The sequence below is a fragment of the Paraburkholderia sp. SIMBA_027 genome (genome assembly GCF_046535315.1).
GTDB classification, from domain to species: Bacteria; Pseudomonadota; Gammaproteobacteria; order Burkholderiales; family Burkholderiaceae; genus Paraburkholderia; species Paraburkholderia tropica.
In genome coordinates this window covers 1-275 of sequence record NZ_JAWRWY010000495.1, presented here as the reverse complement: position 1 = coordinate 275, position 275 = coordinate 1, and the positions used below count along the sequence as shown (strand labels likewise).

The 275-nt window shown below is 54.9% G+C and carries 1 pseudogene; it reads left to right on the top strand.

The annotated features are described in order from the left end of the window. Positions 1-275: pseudogene (locus tag SB764_RS39975) on the top strand (molybdopterin molybdenumtransferase MoeA); the annotation flags it as partial.

The following is a 275-nucleotide window of genomic DNA, read 5'->3' as shown; positions in this document are numbered from 1 at the left end:
GCAAAATATTCGCCGTCGCGGTGAAGATATCTCTGCGGGTGCGGTTGTTTTCCCGGCGGGAACTCGCCTGACTACCGCAGAGCTGCCAGTAATTGCTTCACTGGGGATTGCCGAAGTTCCGGTGATTCGTAAAGTGCGTGTAGCGCTTTTTTCTACCGGTGATGAACTCCAGTTGCCAGGCCAGCCGCTGGGCGACGGCCAAATCTACGATACCAACCGTCTCGCCGTACACCTGATGTTAGAACAGCTGGGATGCGAGGTAATCAACTTAGGGA